At 74.2% G+C, this 15,028-nt stretch carries 12 protein-coding genes; 7 read left to right on the forward strand and 5 right to left on the reverse strand.

Translation table 11 applies throughout. The features are described 5' to 3' along the window. Positions 1-23: 23 nt before the first annotated feature. On the forward strand, positions 24-1,514 hold the full coding sequence (locus A6A27_RS38860; RefSeq protein ID WP_073839640.1) for a M48 family metallopeptidase: 1,491 nt from the start codon (positions 24-26) through the stop codon (positions 1,512-1,514). 119 nt (positions 1,515-1,633) lie between these two features. Here A6A27_RS38860 and A6A27_RS38865 read toward each other — a convergent pair whose 3' ends face one another. After that, positions 1,634-2,674 carry an App1 family protein gene (locus A6A27_RS38865; RefSeq protein WP_143194410.1) on the reverse strand — a complete coding sequence of 347 codons (1,041 nt, stop codon included), beginning with the start codon at positions 2,672-2,674 and terminating at the stop codon, positions 1,634-1,636. A 129-nt stretch (positions 2,675-2,803) separates the two neighbouring features. Between A6A27_RS38865 and A6A27_RS38870 the strand changes: the two genes are divergently transcribed. From A6A27_RS38870 to A6A27_RS38885, 4 genes are all read left to right on the forward strand, one after another. Then, positions 2,804-4,414 carry a hypothetical protein gene (locus tag A6A27_RS38870; protein ID WP_073839704.1) on the forward strand — a complete coding sequence of 537 codons (1,611 nt, stop codon included), beginning with the start codon at positions 2,804-2,806 and terminating at the stop codon, positions 4,412-4,414. Between the two features lie 22 nt (positions 4,415-4,436). Further along, on the forward strand, positions 4,437-5,234 hold the full coding sequence (yaaA, locus tag A6A27_RS38875) for a peroxide stress protein YaaA (RefSeq protein ID WP_073839642.1): 798 nt from the start codon (positions 4,437-4,439) through the stop codon (positions 5,232-5,234). 95 nt (positions 5,235-5,329) lie between these two features. Next, positions 5,330-5,995: a hypothetical protein gene (locus A6A27_RS38880; protein WP_073839643.1), complete on the forward strand. Its 666-nt coding sequence runs from the start codon at positions 5,330-5,332 to the stop codon at positions 5,993-5,995. Between the two features lie 126 nt (positions 5,996-6,121). Beyond that, the gene (locus tag A6A27_RS38885; protein WP_073839644.1) at positions 6,122-7,084 is read left to right on the forward strand and encodes a TAXI family TRAP transporter solute-binding subunit; all 963 of its coding nucleotides are present in this window, start codon (positions 6,122-6,124) and stop codon (positions 7,082-7,084) included. Positions 7,085-7,112: 28 nt separating this feature from the next. Here A6A27_RS38885 and A6A27_RS38890 read toward each other — a convergent pair whose 3' ends face one another. Both A6A27_RS38890 and A6A27_RS38895 read right to left on the reverse strand, forming a co-directional pair. After that, entirely contained in the window at positions 7,113-8,561 is a 1,449-nt protein-coding gene (locus A6A27_RS38890; RefSeq protein WP_073839645.1) for a sensor histidine kinase, read from the reverse strand. Positions 8,562-8,571: 10 nt separating this feature from the next. After that, the gene (locus A6A27_RS38895; RefSeq protein WP_198940635.1) at positions 8,572-9,264 is read right to left on the reverse strand and encodes a response regulator transcription factor; all 693 of its coding nucleotides are present in this window, start codon (positions 9,262-9,264) and stop codon (positions 8,572-8,574) included. A gap of 83 nt (positions 9,265-9,347) precedes the next feature. Here A6A27_RS38895 and A6A27_RS38900 point away from each other — a divergent pair, with 83 nt between their 5' ends. Beyond that, positions 9,348-10,613 carry a glycosyltransferase family 39 protein gene (locus A6A27_RS38900; protein WP_241825662.1) on the forward strand — a complete coding sequence of 422 codons (1,266 nt, stop codon included), beginning with the start codon at positions 9,348-9,350 and terminating at the stop codon, positions 10,611-10,613. Positions 10,614-10,856: 243 nt separating this feature from the next. Continuing rightward, the gene (locus A6A27_RS38910) at positions 10,857-11,399 is read left to right on the forward strand and encodes an acyltransferase (protein WP_073839648.1); all 543 of its coding nucleotides are present in this window, start codon (positions 10,857-10,859) and stop codon (positions 11,397-11,399) included. Between the two features lie 50 nt (positions 11,400-11,449). On the opposite strand, the gene A6A27_RS38915 is transcribed toward A6A27_RS38910, so the two are convergent. Together A6A27_RS38915 and A6A27_RS38920 are read right to left on the reverse strand one after the other, a co-directional pair. Further along, positions 11,450-13,642, reverse strand: coding sequence for a glycosyltransferase (locus A6A27_RS38915; protein ID WP_083673206.1), 2,193 nt, complete (start codon positions 13,640-13,642; stop codon positions 11,450-11,452). Beyond that, on the reverse strand, positions 13,639-15,012 hold the full coding sequence (locus tag A6A27_RS38920) for a glycosyltransferase (protein ID WP_241825663.1): 1,374 nt from the start codon (positions 15,010-15,012) through the stop codon (positions 13,639-13,641). Before A6A27_RS38920 ends, A6A27_RS38915 begins: the two co-directional genes overlap by 4 nt. Between the last annotated feature and the right edge of the window lie 16 nt (positions 15,013-15,028).

The following is a 15,028-nucleotide window of genomic DNA, read 5'->3' on the forward strand; positions in this document are numbered from 1 at the left end:
GCCGCGCACGGAGGGAAGATCACGTGAAGGCCACGCTGCTACGAGCGGTGCTCTCCATCGTCCTGCTCATCGGTTTCTACGTCCTGGCGCTCGGCCTGGTCGTGGTGTTCAGCATTCTCGGCCTCGGCGGGGATGCCGATCTTGTGGGCGCCGGCGGCGCCGTCGTACGGGCGTTCCTGCTGGGCGCCGCTTTCCTCCTGCTCTTCACCCTCGTCTTCATCACGGGCTGGATGCTTCTGGTCCGCCCGTCCCCACCGATGGGGGTCCGGCTCACTCCCGAGCAAGCACCGGAGCTGTGGCGGATCGTGCGCGACCTCGCCGGGCGTGTCGCGGCTCAGGCGCCGGACGAGGTCCGGGTGGTCGCCGGGGCCCAGGTGACTGTGACCGACAGCAGTCGACTCCTCGGTCTGATCCCCGGCCGGCGTCGGGTGATCCTCGGGCTGCCGTTGCTGCGGTCGTACACCGTGGACCAGCTCCGGGCGGTCCTCGCCCACGAGTTGGCGCACTTCTCCCGCCGGCACACCAGGATGATGCTGCTGGCCCACGGCGGCCGGGTCATGGTGGTGGAGATCGCCCGCCACATCCATCATTTCCTCCTGCGCGGGCTCCTTGTCGGGTATGCCCGGCTCCACGTCGCTGTCGAGCAGCCCGTGAGCTGGCACATGGAGTACCAGGCGGACCGCTACGCAGTGGCCGTCGCCGGTCGTGACGGGATGGTCAGCGCCCTGCATGAGCAGCGGGTGGTCACCACCGCCTGGGACGAGTACCTGACGCGCCACGTCAATCCGGCGTACGTGCGCGGGCTCCTGCCGCAGGACCTGTTCGGCGGCTTCGCCGCCTACCTGGCTGCGTGCCGGGAGGAGATCCGCAGGCGCAGCGCCGAGGTGGCCCCGGCCGAGCCGGCCTGGTGGAGTTCGCATCCGCCGATCGGAGAGCGGATCGCCGCGCTGCGCTTCGTGCCGGACGTGCCCGTCGCCCTGGACGGCCGCCCCGCCATCGCGTTGATCCCCGACCTCGACGCGGCGCTTGCACAGCTTCAGGCTGGCCTCTTCGACCGGGCCGGGATCCGGATGCTGCCCTGGGACCAGCTCACGCCGGCCCTCGCGGACGAGTCCGCCCGCGGCCTGGCCCGGCCGCTGTTCCACGCCGCCGCGCGGCTGACCGGTCGGCCCGATGCCGACCTCGACCTGCTGCTCGACCTCTTCGCCGCCGACCGGTACGCCGACCTCGCCTGGGAGCTGACCCCGGACGCCGACGGCGACGGTGCGCTCCAGGCGTTGACAGCGGCCTTCGAGGGTGCGGTGGAGGCAGCAGCGGCCGACTCTGGCGTCGCCGCGTGGCGGCATTCCTGGTCCCGGTCGCCGGAGCTGATCACCGCCGCGGATGAACCGCTGCCCCTGAGCGAGCTGGTGGAGCTGGCAGCCGATCCCGCCACCGTGCCGGCCGCCCGGGAACGCCTCGCCGCCCTGGGGATCCGCTCGTCGGCCACGTCGGTCGGCGCGGGCACCGCCTGACCGATGATGTTGTCGGCCGTCGGGTCCGGGCGCGATAGTCTGTGCGTTCATTGGCTACGCTCGAGGCGGCTCCACGCACTGGAATCCCGCCCGAGATCACGCGGACCAGAATGCGTACCTCACACCAGGCCCGCCTCCCGCAGCAGCTTCCAGAGGCCGGCGCCGTCCGGCGCGGCGAGCCACTTCTGCCCGACCGGGCCGGCGGACGGGCGGCCGGGCGGGGCGGGCAGGCTACCGGCCAGCACCGACTGGGTGGGCGACAGCCGGCGGATCGCCACCCCGGCCACGTTGTCCGGGTGCGCGGCGGCGAACTCGCGGTAGATCTCCTGGTCGTGCTGCCCGTCGTCGCCGATGAGCAGCCACCGGACGTCCGGGAACTCCCGGGCCAGCCGGGCCAGGGTGGCCCGCTTGTGCTCCTTGCCGCTGCGGAACCACCGGTCGGCCGTCGGCCCCCAGTCGGTGAGCAGCAGCGGCCCCGCCGGGTAGAGGTGCCGGGAGAGAAACCGGGTGAGCGTCGGCGCGACGTTCCAGGCGCCCGTGGACAGGTAGAAGACGGGGGCACCGGGGTGGGCGGTGACCAGCCGCTCGTAGAGCACCGCCATGCCGGGCACGGCGGCCCGGGCGTGCTCGTCGAGAACGAAGGTGTTCCAGGCGGCGAGCAGCGGCCGGGGCAGCGCGGTGACCATGACCGTGTCGTCGATGTCGGAGAGGATGCCGAACCGGACGTTTGGGTCGAGCACGCGGACCAGCGCCTCGACCGGCTCGGCGTCGGGGACGCTGAGGCGTACGCTGCCCCAGCCGGGGGTGAAGTCGGCCTCGATGACGGTGTCGACGAAGCCGCTGCGGTCCGCCCTCGTCTCGTGGCGTACGTCGCCGGCCTCGATGGTCACCGTGGCGTGCTTGGCGGGCAGGGTGGCGAAGCTGCGCCAACCGCGGACCTTCTCCGGTCGGGCCCGCTGGCGGACGTCGGGCCGGCCGAGCAGCACCCGGCAGAGCACCCGCGCCCAGCCCGGCGCGCCGTACCCGGCGTACGCGATGATGTTGACCTTCCAACCGGTGCGCCGCAGCCGGCGCTCGACCAGGCCGTGGACGGCGTCCTCGATCCGTGCGGCCCGGTGCAGCCGCGGTACGGCGAGTTCTCCGGCAGGTGTGGCGGGCACGCTGTCACCCTGCCACACGCGGGCGACGGCGGCCACGCGAGTGCGGCCGGCCCCGACTCCGCCGATCCGCCCCGCCGCGGGGCGGCACCGTGAAAAACTGCGGTCGGGACGACGACGGGGGCGTTGGTCGTGTCGACAGCTGTGCAGCACCGCGGGTGGTGGCACCCCACACTCGACCGACCGGCGCTCGTCGCCCTGCTGCTCGGGGCGGCCGGGGTCGGCTACCGGCTGGTCCTGACGCTGCTGACCCTGCCCGGCTCGAACAGCGACGAGGCGACGTTCGGCCTCGCCGCCCTGCACATCGCCGCCGGCCGCGAGCGGCCGGTCTTCCTGTACGGCCAGCACTACATGGGCGTGCTGGAGTCCTACCTGGCGGCCCCGTTGGTCGGCTGGGCCGGGCCGAGCTGGCCGGTGCTGCGGCTGCCACTGCTGGTGCTCTACGCGGTCTTCCTCTGGCTGGCGTACCGGCTGACCCGCCGCCTCTACTCCCCCTGGCTGGCCACCTTCGTGGTGGGGCTGCTGGCGCTCGGTTCGGAGCGGGTGGTCCGGGACCAGCTCACCGTGGTGGGCGGCCGGCCGGAGGTCAAGCCGGCGGTGCTGGCGATGCTGCTGATCGCGGTGGCCCTGGGCGAACGCCGGGTGCGGCACCGCTGGCTGGCCACCGGCGTGTTCGGCCTGCTCGCCGGGCTGGCGCTCTGGTCGGACTGGCTGATCGTGCCCTACCTGGCGGTGGCCGGGATCGTGCTGCTCTGGGCGGCGCCCCGGGACCTGATCGGCTGGCCCGGTGTGCTGCTGATCGCCGGGTTCGTGGTCGGGGTCGCCCCGATGATCAAGGACAATCTCGATGCCCCGCCGGGGCAGGACTCGCTGTCGGTGTTCCGGCAGATCAGCACGAAGGCGGGCGCGGCGCCGTCCTGGTCGGACCGGGTGCACGGGGGCCTGCTGGAGGGGGTGCCGCTCGCCGGCGGGCTCTGCCGGGCGGCCGGCTGCGCCCGGTGGCAGGAGTGGTTCGGCCTGCTCTACCCGGTGCTGCTGGTGGCCGCCGCCGTGCTGGGGCTGGTCACCCTCCGGCGGGCCGCCGACGCCGCCGGACGGGTCCGGGCGGTCGCGCGCCTCGCCCTGGTCGTCGGGGCCGTGCTGACCCTGCTCGGGTACGTGCGCAGCCCGCTCGCCGCGACCGATCCGCTGGGCAACGCCCGCTACCTGTCGGTGCTGCAGATCTCGCTGCCGGCGGTGCTGTGGCCGCTCTGGCTGGCCGCCGCGCGAGCCTGGCGGGGCACGGCGGGCGTGGCGGCCCGGGTCGGCGGGGCGGTGGCCTGCCTGGTGCTGGCCGCTGTGGCCGCGGCGACGGTGGCGGCCACCGTGGCGTTCGTCGCGGACGCCCCCTCGGTGCGGGCCGAGGAGCGGCAGACCCGCGAGCTGGCCGACGCGGTCCGTGGGGCCGGGCTGCACGAGGTGTACGGGGACTACTGGACCTGCAACCGGATGATCTTCAACACCGGCGAGGCGGTGGTCTGCGGGGTGCTCGACGGCAACCTGACCCCGGGGCAGAACCGCTACCCGGCGTACTGGCGGCAGGTGGGGCGGGCGGCCCGGCCCGGGTACGTGCTCAAGGTCGGGTCGTCGGCGGAGCGCACGCTGCGCTGGTGGCTCGGCGACGGGGCCGACGCCGCCGTGGTCGCCGAGGCCGGCGGCTATCGCGTGTACCACCCGGAGAGCGCCGTACGGCCCTGGCGCTGAGGTTGGGTCGTACGCTGAGCCGATGCTCATCCTGCTGCCCCCGTCCGAGGGGAAGGCCGAGGCCGGCACCGGTCGCCGGCTGGACCTGTCCCGGCTCTCGCTGCCGGAGCTGACCCCGGCCCGGGAGGAGGTGCTAGCCGCGCTCGTGGCGCTCTGCGCCGGGCCGGACGACGGGGCGGCCCGGGCCGCGCTGGGCCTCAGCGAGGGGCAGGGCGGCGAACTGCGCCGCAACGCCCGGCTGCGCGTGGCGGCGACCGCGCCGGCCGACCGGATCTACACCGGGGTGCTCTACGAGGCGCTCGACCTGGCCTCGCTGCCGCCCGCCGCGGCCCGGCTGGCCCGCCGCTCGGTGCTGGTCAGCTCCGGCCTGTGGGGCGCGGTACGCCTCACCGACCGGATCCCGCCGTACCGCTGCCCCGTGGGGGCGAAGCTGCCGGGAATCGGCGCGCTGTCGGCGTACTGGCGGCGGGCGCTGGTCCCGGCGATGGCGGCAGCGGCCGGTCGAGGGCCAGTGCTGGACCTGCGTTCCGGCGCGTACGTGGCCACCTGGGCGCCGCGCGGGGAGGTCGCGGAGCGCACGGTGACGGTGCGGGTGCTGCACGAGCGCGACGTCGACGGGGTGCCGACCCGGTCGGTGGTGAGCCACTTCAACAAGGCCACCAAGGGGCGGCTGGTCCGCGACCTGCTCACGGCCGGCGTCCGGCCACGCACCACCGCCGCCCTGGTGGGAGCGCTGCGGGACCTGAAGTACACGGTCGAGGAGCAGCCCGGGCCCGCCGGCCGGCCACGCCAGGTTGACGTCGTCGTGACGGAGTTGTAGCCGCAATTTTTCCTCAAGGCTCGGGCGCAGCGGTTTCGTCGTGCCGGCCGGGGGGCCACGGTAAGGGAACCCCACGCCGACAAGGAGTTCCTGCCATGGCCGCCGACTCCACGCTGCTCGACCGGCCACACCGGTCGCTGCCGCTCCCACCGCTGGACTGGCTGACCCTGGCCGACGCGTTCGAGGTCGCCTGCCTGATGCGCTGCACTCCGCCCCCGGCCACCGACGGCCGCCGGGTCGACACCGGCACGTACCGGGGCGGGGTCGCCGAGTTCAACCACGAGGCCGCGGCGCACCGGATGCGGCAGCTGCTCGGCCGCCTGGACGTACCGGTGGAGCACGAGCTGACCACCGGCGGCCTGCGCCGCCGCTACGAGCTGCACCGGTTGTCCGTGCCCCGGGAGCACTGGTCGGCGTACGCGATCCTGCTGGAGACCGGCTGGCGGCAGGGCCGCCGGGAGCTGCTCGGCGGGCCCGTCCCCGGCGCCTCCCCGGCCCGGCGGGTGTGGCGGCCCCGGTTGGCCGCGGCGGCCTGGCGGGCGGCGCTGCTGGCCGGCGGGCGGCACGTCCGCCGGCATTGTCTCGGCGTCCGGCTGACCGACCGGGACCTGGCCGCGGTCCTGGTCCGCAGCGCGGCGCTGCTGGACGTCCCGGCGGTGCTCCGGCCCGGCGGCGGCTGCTTCCTGGTGAGCGTGCCCAACGGCCCGCACCGCGCACGGATCGTGGACAGCGCCACCCTCGCCCCGGCGCAGGCCTGCTGAGCCGTCCGCCCGGCCCGGCCGCCGCGCGGCGTCGCCGGGCCGAACCGTCCGCACCGCGCCGGGCGGGACCACCGGCGCCGCGTCCGGGCTTGCGCGGCGGCGGGTGCACAGCGCAGAGTGCAGCGCGTGAGCCGACGCTGGTCTGTGCGCGGCCGGCGGCCGACCTCGGCGCCGGCGGCCCTGGTGCTGCTGTTGGTGTCGACCCTGGGCGGGCTCGCCGGCTGCCGGGACGCGCCGACCCCGGCCGTGCGGATCCGGATCGCCACGGGCAGCCCGACCGCCGTCTACCACGCCTTCGGCCAGTCGCTCGCCGCCATCCTCAACCGGGAGCTGCCCGGGGTGCAGGCCAGCGTGGTGGTCACCGCGGCGTCCGCGCAGAACGTCCGGCTGGTCGGCTCTGGGGAGGCGGAGCTGGGCTTCACCCAGGCCGACGTGCTGCCACCCCGGTCCCCGGACCACCCCGCCGTACTCGCCGTGGCCCGGGTCTACGACGACCTGCTGCACCTGGTCACCACCGCCGGCGGCCCGGTACGCACGCTCGCCGACCTGCGCGGGCGGCGGGTGTCGGTGGGCGCCTACGGCTCCGGCACCGAGGTCACCGCCATTCGCCTGCTGGAGGTGGCGCAGCTCGGCGGCGACCAGGTCTGGCAGGAGCACCTGGGCCTGGACGACTCGCTGGCGGCGCTGCGGGCCGGCCGGATCGACGCGTTCTTCTTCTCCGGCGGCCTGCCGGTACGCGGCGTGGCGGACCTGGCCGAGAGCACCGCGATCCGGCTGGTCGACCTGGGTGAGTGGACCGAGCCGCTGCGCCGCCGGTACGGGCAGGTGTACGTCACCCGGGACGTTCCCCGCTCGGTGTACGGCGTGGACCCGATCAGCACGGTGGCCAACCCGAACTACCTGATCGTCCGCGCCGACCTACCGGAGGCGTTGGTGCGGGAGCTGACCCGGCTGCTGATGGACCGCCGGGAGGAGCTGGCCGCGGCTCATCCGGCGGCCGGCCGGATGAGTCCCCGGTCCGCGATCGTCACCACCCCGCTCCCGTTGCATCCGGGGGCGGCGGGCTGGTACCGGTCGACCAAACCCTGACCCCGACCCCGGGAGCCGCGGCGCGGGCTCAGCCGGCGGCGGAGCCGACCCGCTCGGCCGGGCCGGTGCCGTCCGTGCCGTCGCCGCTCGCCGGGCCCGCGACGGGTTCCTCCGGGCTCGGGAACCACAGCTCGGCGACCAGCCCCCGGGGCCGGCCCTGGCGCATCGTCAACCGGCCGTCAGAGGCGTCGACCAGCACCGCCACGATGGTCAGCCCCAGCCCGGCCCCGTCCACGTTCTGCACGTCGGGCGCCCGCCAGAATCGCTCGGTGGCCTGGTCGAGCTGGCTGGCCGTCATGCCCGGGCCGGTGTCCCGCACCTGCAGCGCGATTCCGCCGTCGGCGGGGCGTACCGCCACGGTCACCTCTTCCCCGGTACCGCTGAACTTGACCGCGTTGTCGATCAGCGCATCGAGCGCCTGGTCGATCGCGGTCGGCACGGTCCGGGCGTACGCGGGCGCCGCGGCCGCGTCCAGCCGGAGGGTGACCGACCGGTGCCGGGCCAGCGGCAGCCAGGCCGCCACCCGGGAGGCTGCGACCTCGGCGGCGTCCACGGTGACGCGCTGGTTCTCCGCCCGTTCGGCCCGGGCCAGGGTGAGCAGGGCGTCGAGCAGGGTGGCCAGCCGGTCGGTCTCCTCCAGCGCCAGCCGGTGCTCGGCGCGGCCGTCGTCGTCGGTCAGGCTCGGTCCCAGCTCCTCCACCCGCAGCCGCAGCGCGGTCAGCGGGTTGCGCAGCTGGTGGCTGGCGTGCGCCACGAACGCCCGCTGCCGGTCCATCACGTCGGAGACCGCGTCGGCCATGTTGTTGAAGCTCGCCGCCAGCCGGCGCAGCTCGGGCGGACCGAGCCGGGGGCGTACCCGGGCGGTGCGGTCGCCCTCGGCGATCTCGTGGGTCACCGCGTCCAGCTCGGTGACCGGGCGCAGCACCCAGCCGGCCAGTCCGAACGCGGTGGAGATGCAGGCCAGCACCACGAGCAGGCCGATCGCGGTGAGCAGCAGCCACCAGGAGGCCACGGTACGTCGGACCTTGCCGGCCGGGGTCGCGGTGACCACCGCGCCGAGCACCTCGCCGCCGTCGGTGACCGGGACCGCCACCACGACCGGTTCGTTCACCCAGGGCCACACCGAGTCGGGCCCGCTGAACTGCTGGCCGGCCAGCGCGGTGTCCAGAGCGACGGCGGTGCCCGAGCCGGGCTGCCAGCTCACCGAGGCGGTCACGGTACCGCCCTCCCGGTCGACCAGTGCGGCCGCGATGCCGTACAGGTCGTCGTAGGCGGCCAGCTCGCTGTCGAGCGGGCCGGGCCCGCCGCCGCGCAGCGCCGGGCCGCCCAGCGAGGCGAACCGGGTGGCGTCGGCGAGCCGGTCGGCGCGGACCCGGTCGGTCTCCCGGGTGGCCAGGGTGACCGCCAGCGGCGTCTCCAGGGCCATCAGCACCAGCACCATCAGCAGCAGATAGCTGATCACCAGCCGGCGGCGCACCCCGGCCCCCTCACTCGCCGCGGAGCCGGTAGCCGACCCCGCGTACGGTCTCCACCAGCTTCGGGTCGCCGAGCTTGCCCCGCAGCGAGCCGACGTGCACCTCGACCGTGTGCCGGTCCGCCCAGGTGGTGCCCCAGACGTCGAGCAGGATCCGGTCCCGCGGCACGGCCACGCCGGGCTGCCGGGCCAGGGAGACCAGGATGTCGAACTCCTTGCGGGTGAGCGCCACCGCTCGGCCGGCCACGCTGACCGTCCGGCCGCCCACGTCGATGCGGACCGCGCCCGCCTCGATCAGGTTGCGCTCCGGCACGGTGTGCGCCGCCCGCCGCAGCACCGCCTCGATGCGCGCCTGGAGCTCGACCATCGAGAACGGCTTGACCACGTAGTCGTCGGCGCCCAGCCGGAGGCCGAGCACCCGGTCGCGTTCCTCGCCCCGGGCGGTCACCGCGATGATGCCGAGCTGGCTGCTGCGCCGGCGCAGTTCCCGGCACAGGTCGGTGCCGTCGCCGTCGGGCAGGGTCAGGTCGAGCAGCACCAGATCGCAGGGGGCGGCGGAGAGGGCGGCTTCCACGGTGGCGGCGTGCTCCACCTCGTAGCCCCGCCGGATCAGTGCGGAGGACAGGGCGCCGGCCACCCGACGATCGTCCTCGACCAGGAGGATCCGCACCCGTGCCTCCGTTCCCTCTACCTGCTGCCCACGCATCGTGGCAGACGTGCGCGCGCGACGGGAGCCCCAGGCACGTCGTGGGTACGGCGGGCCGGGCCGGTGGGCTATGGTTCTGCCTTGTGTCCGCTCCCGCCCCCGCGCACGACGAGCCGGCGTTCGCTCCCGACGTCGACGCCCCCACCGCCCTTCGGCAACGGCCCGGGGACCCGGGATCGCGCGCCGACGCGGAGGGCCGGACGGAGGCCGCGGCCGCGGAACGTCCGGGGCGGCCCTGGCACCGGCACCCGGCGGTGGCGCCGGTCGCGCTCTACGCCCTGCTGCGGCTCGGCGGGCTGGTCGTCCTCGGGCTCTTCGCCCACCGGTCCGGCGCGGACTTCTGGTCGCTGCTGCACAGCCGGTTCGACGGCATCTGGTACGTGGGGATCGCCGACGACGGATACGACACCGGGATGGTCGGCAACCACCCGAAGTCCCACAGCACGCTACCGAACCTGCCGTTCTTCCCGCTCTATCCGGGGCTGATCGCGGCGGTCGCCGCCGTCACCCCGTTCTCGACCCAGGTCGCCGCGCTGATCGTCTCCTGGGCGGCCGGCCTGGCCGCCGCCTGGGGCATCTACGCCGTCGGCGCGCACCTCGGCTCGCGCAAGGTGGGCCTGATCCTGGTGGCCCTCTGGGCGGTCCTGCCGCACGCCGTCGTGCAGAACATGGCCTACACGGAGACGGTGTTCACCGCGCTCGTCGCGTGGACGCTCTACGCGCTGCTGCGCCGGCAGTGGCTGACCGCCGGCCTGCTCTGCCTGGTCGCCGGCCTCTCCCGGCCGACCGCCACGACCCTGATCGCGGCGGTCGGGGTGGCCGCTCTGGTGGCGATCGTCCGCCGCCAGGACGGCTGGCGGCCGTGGGTGGCGGGGCTGCTTGCCCCACTCGGCTACCTGGGTTACCTGGCCTGGATCGGGCACCGCCTCGGCCGGGTCGACGCCTACTTCGAGATGCAGGAGAAGTACTGGCGGATCGGCTTTGACGGCGGCGTCTCGACGGCCAGGACGCTGAAGAAGGTGCTGGTCGAGCCGGCCTCGCTGCCGATGTACGTGTCCACCCTGCTGCTGGGTGTCGCGGTGGTGCTGATCGCGCTGCTCGTGCTGCACCGCTACCCGCTGCCCCTGGTGGTCTACTCGATCACGTTCTTCCTGCTCAGCATCGGCACGGAGAACTACTACTGGGCGAAGGGCCGCTACCTGATGCCCGCCTTCACGCTGCTCCTGCCGGTCGCCGTGGGGCTGGCGAAGGCGCGGCGGAGCACCATGCTGGCCGTGTTCGCGTTTCTCGTGGTCGTCTCCGCGGGTTACGGCGTCTACCTGAGCCTGATCTGGAAGTGGTCGCCCTGACCGCTGGCGCTTCGTCGGGTGCCGCCGCCCACAGTCGCTGACGGACCACCGGGCGCCGACGTGCTGTCGGCGTTGCTCGACTGCGGGCTCGGTATGCTACGCGAGCCCGATCACCGGCCGGCCGACGCCGCCGCCGGGTGTCGGCTGGTCCCGGCCCGCGCGGTCGCCTCGGTCCCCCGGGCGCGGTCCGACGCACGGCTCCGATGGCGCGACGGCGCGCCCTGCGACGATGCGAGTTGAAGGATGACTGACACCAACGACCGTTCCCCGTCCGTGTTCGTCCACCCGACGGCCGAGGTGGAGGACGGTGCCCAGGTCGGCGACGGCACCAAGGTCTGGCACCTGGCCCACATCCGGTCGAGCGCCCAGGTCGGTGCCGGTTGTGTGATCGGGCGCAACGTGTACGTCGACGCGAACGTCACCGTCGGCGACCGCGTCAAGATCCAGAACAACGTCTCGGTCTACCAGGGCGTCACCATCGAGGACGAGGTCTTCGTCGGCCCGTCCGCGGTGTTCACCAACGACTTCCGCCCGCGCGCCCAGAACCCGGACTGGACGATCACCCCGACCCTGGTCCGCCGGGGCGCCTCGATCGGCGCCAACGCCACCCTGGTCTGCGGCATCGAGGTCGGCGAGTACGCCATGATCGCCGCCGGTTCCGTGGTCACCAAGGACGTCAAGCCGTACCAGCTGGTGGTCGGCAACCCGGCGCGCCCGAAGGGCTGGGTCGACGAGAAGGGCGAGGTCGTCTCCCGGGACGTCGACAACCCCCCGGCGCAGCACTGACGGCACCGGTGGCCGGCCGGGAACTCCCGAGCCGGCCACCGGCCCCACCGCTACTCGAAGCCGTGCAGCGAGGTGGTGACGACGAGATCGGGGTGCCGGCGGGCGAGCTGCCAACCGACCGTCACCCCGTAGGTGCCCGCCACCACGACCCGGCGGGTGCGGGTCAGGTCCAGCTTGGGCAGCACGTCGCGTCGAACGACGCGCCACATGATTCTCGGCCGCACGATCCGGTAACCCCGCTCGAAGCCGGAGTCGTGCACCAGCCTCGCCAGCTTCCGGTGCGCCCGCTGTGCGTTCAGGACGCCGAGCTCGGGCCAGATGGACTCCTGCCGGCGGGTGCGCTTCCGGACCGCGGACAGCACCTTGCCGGGCACCCGGTAGACGATGGCCTGCTCGACGCGAAGCATCGGACGGCGGGACTCTGCCACGTCGATCGGGTGGACACGCAGCCGGTGGTCCCGTGCCGCCTCCCGCCACAGGTTCGCGTCGTGGGTGATGACGTCGACGCCGAAGCCCGCCGCGGCGGCGCGCAGGGCGAAGTCCCGGGCCGGGTAGAACCTGGGTGCGTTGATCGCGACGAGGACGATCCGTTCCGCCGCGGACGTCGCCGGGGTGGCAGTCGCAGCCGGTTCGGGACCGGCCGCCGCCGGGCCACCCGGGCGAGCCGGGGCCGTCACGGGGGCCGAATCCGGGACCTGTTCGCCGGTCAACTGAGGCAGTACGGCCGGCGCCTCGTACCGCGCCTGGAGCGCCGCCCGGGCGGCGCTCACGTCGGCGCTGCCGAGGTGCGCGCCCAGACGGCGGTAGCCGTCCACCATCCCCGAGGCGTCCTGCGCCGTCTCGACCAGCGTCCCGGCCACTTCGGACAGCACGGCCAGCATGGGCTCGGTGGGCGCCTCGACGGCCGCCAGCAGGGGCGTGCCGGTGGCGACGGCCTCGACCAGGAGTTCGCCGAGCCCCTCCGGCTGGCCGGCGTGCACCAGGAGGTCATGCCCGTGCAGCAGGTCGGCAAAAGCGGTGTGCGGCACCGGGGGCACGAAGGTGACCCGGTCGCGTAGCTTGAGCTCCTTGATGCGGTCCGTCACCCGGTGCCCCGTCGTGGCGGCGTCGACGAGGGTCAGCGTCACCTGCGGATCCGCCGCGGCGACCTCGGCGAACGCCTCCAGGGCCACCGAGAGGCCCCGCCGCTGAAGGAGCGGGCCGACGTGCAGCCAGCGGCGCAACTGCGCCGGCGGCGTGGACCGCGCGGGCAGGATGTCGAAGTCGACGATCTTCGGCACGACCCGGAGCTTGTCCAGGTGCGCGGGGAAGTTCGCGCCGAGGATCTCGGACAGGAACGGGCTGGTGCAGACCACCTCGTCGGCCCGCTCCAGCACCCTCTCGTAGCGTTCCCGGGTCGCCGGCTGGGCCAGCATCTGCGCCAGCAGCGGCGAGGACTCGATCACCACGATGCGGGCGTCGGGCCGGGCCAGGGCGGTCGCCACCACCCCGCCGAACATGCCGCCGTGCGCGTGCACCACCGGCGCCTCGATCCGGCCGGTGGGCAGCGCGGCGCGCACCGCGTCGAGGTGCGCGTCGGCCCGGGCGACGAACTCCCGGGGCCGGGCCAGCAGGGGTACTGCCATCCGGGTCAGTTCGGCCTCGGGTTCGTCGAGCACCACCGCGGCGTCGACGAGCCGGGCCAGCCGCTCCAGCGTCACGGTGACCAGCGGCGCCGCCGACGAGGAGGAGGACGTCGGCCACTCCTCCGTGTGCAGCACGGACACCCGGTCGTACCGCTGCCCGAGCGCGGCCACCGCGGCGCGGACGAACGTGCCGGCGAGCGGATCCGCCGGTGACGGATACCAGGGAGTGACGACGGCGAGGTCGGCAGCAGCCGGCCGGCGCGCCTCGTCCACGACCGGCTCGAACCGGACCGGCAGGTCCCGCCGGCGGCGGCGCGCCGCGTACGCCACCGGCACGGCCTCCGGATCGCCGGCAACCAGGAGATCGACTCCGGCCAGCAGACCGCGCTGGCCCAGCACGATGCGGCGGGCGGCATGCACCGCCTGCCGGGGGTCCCGGGGGACCCGATGCACGGTGGCGGCGGCGGGCAGGTCGACGCCGGTCCACTCCGGCACGTCGGCCACGACGGCCAGCACCTGGTGCCCCTGGTCGACCAGCTGGGTGAGGTGAGCGGCGGCGGCACTCACGCGGGTGCTACCGAGCGCCAGGTAGACGACGTTGTGATCGGCAGTCGTCACCGGGATCCCTCCGCGAGTCGGCGCAGCCGTGCCTCCCAGGGACCGAGCGTGGCCGCCCGGGTGTAGGTGTGCGCATGGCGAAGCGCGGCCTCATGGGTGTCCCGGTCGACGTCCCGGGCGGCCTTGGCAGCTGCCACGAACGAGTGGGCGACGCAGTCGGCGTCGAGCCGTGGACCGGCGAACCAGAGGGGATAGCCCTCCAGCACCTCGACCGCCGCGATCTCCGGCTCGTGCACCGACACGATCGGCTTGCCGGAAGCCATGTACTCGAAAACCTTTCCGGAGGTGACGTAGCGGGCGCCGGGCACGCAGAAGACCAGGCCGTCGGTCTGCGCGTACACCCCGGCCGCCTCGGCCTTGCCGAAGGCGCCCCGGTAGCGCACGCCCATGTCCTCCTCCTCGGCGATCCGCTGCCGCAGGGGCGGCGCGTTGTCGGGGAAGAATCCCAGGTGGCCGTGGATGTCCAGCTCGGCATCGGCGAGCAGCGGATGCTGCCGGGCCTGCCGCCACCCGGCGAAGAGCACGTCGAGGGGGAGGTACGAGGTCACGGTGCCGACGTAGGCGAACCGCAGCGGCTTGTTCGGGTCCGGCACGGTGTGCTCCGGCCGGCCGAGGATCTCCGGCTCCCAGCCGTTCGGCACCACCTGCATCCGGTCCGCCGCGAACGGGTAGCGCTCGGCGTGCCAGCGCCGCATCCCGTCGTTGACGAAGACGATCTCGGCCGCGTCGCGCAGGATCCGGGCCTCCCACCGCATCGCCTTGCCGCCCTCGGGCACCGAGAGCTCCTCGGTGAACTGGTTGAAGGTCCAGGCATCCCGGTAGTCGACCACGTAGGGCACCCGGAAGGCGCGGCCGAGCAGCCTCGCCGCAGCGAACGAGACGAACGGGTTGCCGGTCGCCAGGACAAGGTCGAACCGCTGCTCGCTGTGCAGCCGCCGCGCGGCCCGGAAGACGCCGGGCATCCAGCCGAGATAAGGCTCGGGGAAGATGGCCTTCTGCAGCGCCGCGTGTAGCCGGTCGGAGAGCATCGGGAAGTTCGCCCGCAGCCGGCCGAACTTGCGCAGGTCCGTCTCCCAGTGGCGCATGTTCATCGCGGGACGCTCGACGCGTACCCGCGGGTCGACCGTCGCCTCCAGCGTCTCGTCGCTGGCGTCGGACAGATAGTGGGTGAAGAATTCCCTCGGTGCCGTCAGCACCGTCACATCCCAGCCGGCCTGGGCCAGGTGGTTGGCGGTGGCGCGGGCGCGGAACACGCCGCTGGCCCGGCTGGGCGGGAAGTAGAAGGACAGGTAGAGAATCCGGGGGCGCGTTTCCGTCGCACCGGTTGCCGCGTCGATGGCGCTGTCACTCCTCGTCTGGCCCCGACTCACCGGGCCTCCCGCGCTG

It is taken from the genome of Micromonospora sp. CB01531, from assembly GCF_001905095.1.
GTDB lineage: Bacteria > Actinomycetota > Actinomycetes > Mycobacteriales > Micromonosporaceae > Micromonospora.

Excerpts from the sequence above, each read along its gene's own strand:
- yaaA (WP_073839642.1), top strand. The coding sequence starts at position 4,437 with ATGCTCATCCTGCTGCCCCCGTCCGAGGGGAAGGCCGAGGCCGGCACC.
- A6A27_RS38880 (WP_073839643.1), top strand. The coding sequence starts at position 5,330 with ATGGCCGCCGACTCCACGCTGCTCGACCGGCCACACCGGTCGCTGCCG.
- A6A27_RS38895 (WP_198940635.1), bottom strand. The coding sequence starts at position 9,264 with ATGCGTGGGCAGCAGGTAGAGGGAACGGAGGCACGGGTGCGGATCCTC.
- A6A27_RS38910 (WP_073839648.1), top strand. The coding sequence starts at position 10,857 with ATGACTGACACCAACGACCGTTCCCCGTCCGTGTTCGTCCACCCGACG.